Source organism: Nostoc sp. UIC 10630 (assembly GCF_010747425.1).
Taxonomy (GTDB): domain Bacteria; phylum Cyanobacteriota; class Cyanobacteriia; order Cyanobacteriales; family Nostocaceae; genus Nostoc.
In genome coordinates, this window is record NZ_JAAGOG010000341.1 from 1 (window position 1) to 5056 (window position 5056).

Below are 5056 nucleotides of genomic sequence, written 5' to 3' on the forward strand. Positions count from 1 at the left end.
ATCAGTGCTTTTATTAAGAGCTTACGAGGTTCTGACCCAGATGCAGCACTCTATTGGCTGGCCAAAATGGTTTATGCTGGTGAAGACCCGCGCTTCATCTTCCGTCGGATGTTAATTCTTGCCAGTGAAGATGTCGGATTGGCTGACCCACAAGCAGTTGTCGTTACAAATGCTTGTACTGAAGCATTTGATCGCGTGGGAATGCCGGAAGGACGTTATCATTTGGCGCAGGCAGTACATTATGAGAGCGACTGCACCAAAATCCAATAGCATTATGGGCTTTTTTGATGCTTTAGCCGCAGTAGAAATTGAAAATGTTGCAGAAGTCCCCACTCACCTTAAAGATGCCAATCGGGATAAAAAAGGCTTTGGGCATGGGGCTGGTTATCTCTATCCTCACGCTTATCGAGATCATTGGGTAGAACAGCAATATTTACCCAAAAGCTTGCAAGGCCAATTGTTTTATCAACCATCAATCCAAGGTTATGAACACCAAATCGCAACACAAGTGGCGCGTCGTCGGGAAGCCCAACTTGCTGCAATAGTAGAAGGTATTGGTGTTGCACCAATGGAAGTCATGACTTATGGAACTGTTGACCGAGCAGATGAACGTTGGTTACAACGTACACTTTCTCAGGTAAGTACACAATTAGCATCTGTGCGCGAGCGCATTTTCACTTTCGCTCAATTACAACGTCATCATTTAGTATTGGATCTAAATGCCGCCACTGGTTTACTTACTTGGGAAGCAATCCGGCAAGTTCCTGAAGGTGGGGTTTATGCCTGTGTTCGCAATAGCTCTGATGTCAATGCTTTAGTAGAACTTGCTGCGGCACTTCCTGAAACAATGCGACCAATAGTTTTTACTGCATCTGTTGCACAGATACCTGCTATGCTGGCATCTCTTGCACCAAATGTACAGTTTGACTCTATTATCGGGCGCAATGTACTAGCCTCGGAATCAGATAAGGGACTTGCTGCTCAAATTTTAGGTCAATTGATCCCGCACTCAGTCAAGCTTATTTTAAGTGAAACAGTACCTCGTCATACCCAAAGGTTTTACCGCTTACTGCCCAGCCAAAATCTCGATGTCCAATTGTATGAGCGATTAGTTTTAGCGGAAGAAGCTATTTATACAGATGCCTCTGACCCCATGCTTAACTGGGATGCTGATGATTTGCGTCACGCTTTTGCCTCAAATGGACACTGCGTACAAGTAGTTCTTGAGCAGTATTTGACACCTATGCACATCTCTGGTAATTTTATCAAGCGTTTATTTACTGCTAATCCTAATCGACCAAGTTATGCAGATCGTCTAGCTGCTAATTTGACAAGTGAGGAAATAAATATTATTAAAAATTTATTGGTTCGTTACTTACTCAACAAATCTGTTAATTGGTCAAGCACTGTGGCATTTTTAAATATTACCGCATGAACATAATAGGCTCTCAAATCACAGTCATTTATAATTATGATTTTCACTCCTGCAATTACTCGGAAGTACGTCTTAATCAAAACGGAGAACTGAAGCTTAGGTAATATTTTTCCTTGCCTTCGCTTTATTTGTAGATGAGTATGAACTGTTTAAAAGGATTTTAGAGAATTATGCCAATTAAAAAACACATTAATCTGAATGTTGGAAGTTTTCTTAATACCGCAGATAAAAAGATAGTTGTCAATTTAGCTAGTGAAGATATTTTAACTTTAATCACGCAAGAGTTAAAAACTCGTTACTCCCCAGAAACTCAAAAACAATTACTTGAGGAGAGTTCCCAGTTGTTGCCTGATTTCGTGCTACAAGAATTATTAAAGCGCCAAGAACAGGTAGTAAACGTTAACCCCGATACCTTAATAGTGGTTAACTGTCAAATAGCAGAGACAGAAGCCGATGATTTGGGATTTGATTTAAATGTCGAAGCATATTTTGTAATTGCAGATACAACAGGTCAAAATCATTTTCGCGCTAATAGGATCGGACTTTGGTCAAATATATGGGGTGATGAAGAACGGCTTTTCAATTTAGAAGATGAACTAGGCGACCAATTCTGGAGTAATTATCAAATCCAGTTGCTTTTTGATGAAAAAAATCAGCAAACAATTGAACTGTCCGTCTCACAAACAGATGATTATGCCGCGAGGTTAGAATTTGACCCATCGCTGAAAAGGTTTTCACCATCTATAGTTCCCTTTACGGATAATGATTTTTAAAAATTATCAATCAGAATACATGCGTCAGTCGTCAGAATACAGGAAAGGTATTCTGACCGATAAGCCGAAAAAATAACTCCAATGTAGGTCATTGTTGTGGTCAAGGGATTTACTAATTTTGTCTATCTTTGCTCAACGTTCAGCATTCATTCGCAGTTTTCTAAAACTGGCATCTGTAAATGTTCTTTCAAATCTAATGGTTCCGTTGGCAGGACTAATAGATGTAATGTTTTTAGGGCATTTAACGGAGATTCGTCATTTAGCAGGTGTGGCAATAGCAACAATTTTATTCAATTATATTTATTGGACATTCGGTTTCTTACGCATGGGTACAACTGGAATGGTTGCACAGGCTATAGGGCGTAAAGATAACCAATCGGCAGTACTGATTGGTTTACAGCATGGAATTTTAGCACTGATATTAGGACTTGCCATCCTGATATTTCAAAAACCTTTACAAATATTAGGGTTTGCAATTCTAAGTGCAACACCAGAAGTTAAAACTTCTGGTGTTGATTTCTATAATGCTTTAATATGGGGTGCCCCAGCAACATTGATTAACTTTGTCTTGATTGGTTGGTTTCTTGGACAAGCCCAAAGTAGTAAAGTTTTGTTGCTTTCAGCTATTAGTAATTGTGCAAATGTACTACTAGATTATCTATTTATTGTTCAGTGGGGATGGTCAAGTAGAGGAGCTGGGTTAGCGACAGCCACTAGTCAGTATCTGATGCTAATAGTAGGTACTTTGCTATATTGGCAAACAATTTCATTTAAACAAATACAAGCTTCAATTGGGGAAGTATTTAACCTGTCTGCTTTAAAATCAGTTTTCATGCTGAATGTAGAAATTATTGTTCGGACTTTCGCTTTAATTTCGACAATGGCGATGTTTAGCAATCTCAGTTCTATGTTAGGAACTGAAATTCTGGCGACAAATACCCTGCTTATGCAATTGGTGAGCTTGACAGCATATTTCATTGATGGCTTGGCATTCGCTACTGAGAGCTTGGCTGGAATTTTTCAAGGTAGTGGAAATATTACTTCTTTAAAACAACTGTTGCAAACTTCTGTAGTCAGTAGCTTAGTTATAGGATTAATGTTTGCTACTGCATTTATTTTTGCCCCAGAATCACTGTTAAGATTGCTGACCAATCATACTGATATTATCAATAATTTACGTTCTTATATTCCTTGGTTGTTACCAGTTTTGGGTTTTGGCTCAGTCGCTTATGCGCTAGACGGTTATTTTTTAGGGTTGACTCAAGGTCATACACTTCGCCAAGCTATGCTGAAAGCCACTGTAATCGGTTTTATTCCATCAGCAATTACAGCAATGTATTTCCATAATAGTCATTTACTATGGCTATCAATGTCTTTATTTATGGCAGCAAGAACAATAACTTTGGCATTGTGTGTACCAAAATCATTTTCTACAAGACAGGGATGAATACAGAATAAATCTATCTTCACGGGAAATGTATATTTTCAATTATCTATTTTGCCCTTGAGTGATGCCCAGGGCTATTTCATTCTAAATGTAGACGCGATATGGTAAAATGCAGCGCCAGTTCTACTTCAAGCATCTATTACCGTGTCTGAAATCGAAATTATCAAAGCTTTTGCAGGTCTAAAAGACCCCCGTCGCCGCGCCGGACAGAGACATAATCTACCATTATCTTTGGCACTTTTCACATTGGCGATCGCAGCAGGGAACAAAGGATTTTTAGCAATTGGAGACTGGATTTCAAGCTACCGTGAGCCGTTGATTGACCTTTTTCAACCGCCGAAAAATAGACTACCATCTTATAGCACTGTGCGTCGTGCCTTATTACACGTGGATTACGAAGATTATTCCGTGTGTCTGAGCAAATTCTTTAATGTACAACCAAATACTGGAGAAACTGTTGGGTTAGATGGCAAAGTTCTCAAAGGTTCATATCTGATTGAAAATGATAACCCTAAATCCGATTCGCATCCAGCGATTATGTTAGTTAGTTCTTATATTGTTGAGCGAGGCTTAATTTTAGAGCCATTTCAAGTCGATGCCAAAACTAATGAAATCAAAGCTTTACCTGAGTTGATTTCAAAACTGGCTTTCAAGGGAGTTGTTTTTGCCTTTGATGCTATTAATACTCAAAAAAAACTTGTGAGTTGATTATAAATAGTGGAAATGATTATGTTGCCGCCTTAAAAGGCAATCAACCTAATCTTTTCATTGATGTTAAAGCCAATTTTATACCAGAATTCACTTATGAACAGATAAACAAAGGGCATGGTCGAATTGAAAAGCGTCATGTCAGTATTTGTCAAAATCTTGATGGTATTCGCTCTTGGCCAGGACTTAGCACTTTGATTCAAGTCAAATCAGAACGTCAGGTTTTCACACACAATGTTATTGAAGTAACTCATGAAACCCGTTATTATATTTCATCTTTAAATGAAACTGCTTAAGAATTAGCTGAGCGAATTAGAGGATATTGGGGTGTTGAAAATAAAGTCCACTATGTTAGAGATGTTACCCAAGGCGAAGATAAATCTAGAATTCGCACTACCCCCCTCCCTGAAAATTTTGCGATCGCTCGCAATTTTACACTCAATTTATACCGCGATCAGATGTTTAAAAATATGGCACAAGCCCAACGACTCTGCTCTTTTGGTTTAGACACACTCAAACAACTTTTTAGAATGAAATAGCCCTGGAGTGATGCCTACGCCAAAATGATTGATGCTGGAGTAAAAAATAAGCTTTTGAGTTCATTACGAAGTTAAAAGTGGGGACTGAAATCAACTTTCTTGCTTGATTTTGAGTCACCACCACTGACTACCAATCTTTGACAAAAAATTATCC

5 protein-coding genes and 1 pseudogene are annotated in these 5056 nt (G+C 38.6%); all 6 read left to right on the forward strand.

Annotated features, from left to right (window positions below; genetic code table 11):
- A pseudogene (locus G1O98_RS41005) lies at nt 1-270 on the forward strand (AAA family ATPase); the annotation flags it as partial.
- Entirely contained in the window at nt 242-1435 is a 1194-nt protein-coding gene (locus G1O98_RS36790; RefSeq protein WP_275941823.1) for a hypothetical protein, read from the forward strand. The pseudogene G1O98_RS41005 and the gene G1O98_RS36790, both read left to right, overlap by 29 nt.
- 170 nt (nt 1436-1605) lie before the next feature.
- Nucleotides 1606-2208, forward strand: a complete 603-nt coding sequence (locus G1O98_RS36795) for a hypothetical protein (protein WP_243458652.1) — start codon at nt 1606-1608, stop codon at nt 2206-2208.
- 118 nt (nt 2209-2326) lie between these two features.
- Entirely contained in the window at nt 2327-3655 is a 1329-nt protein-coding gene (gene gntT / locus G1O98_RS36800) for a guanitoxin biosynthesis MATE family efflux transporter GntT (RefSeq protein ID WP_243458653.1), read from the forward strand.
- A gap of 144 nt (nt 3656-3799) precedes the next feature.
- Entirely contained in the window at nt 3800-4363 is a 564-nt protein-coding gene (locus G1O98_RS36805) for an ISAs1 family transposase (RefSeq protein ID WP_163939207.1), read from the forward strand.
- Nucleotides 4360-4659, forward strand: a complete 300-nt coding sequence (locus tag G1O98_RS36810) for a hypothetical protein (RefSeq protein WP_163939209.1) — start codon at nt 4360-4362, stop codon at nt 4657-4659. Before G1O98_RS36805 ends, G1O98_RS36810 begins: the two co-directional genes overlap by 4 nt.
- Nucleotides 4660-5056 lie beyond the last annotated feature (397 nt).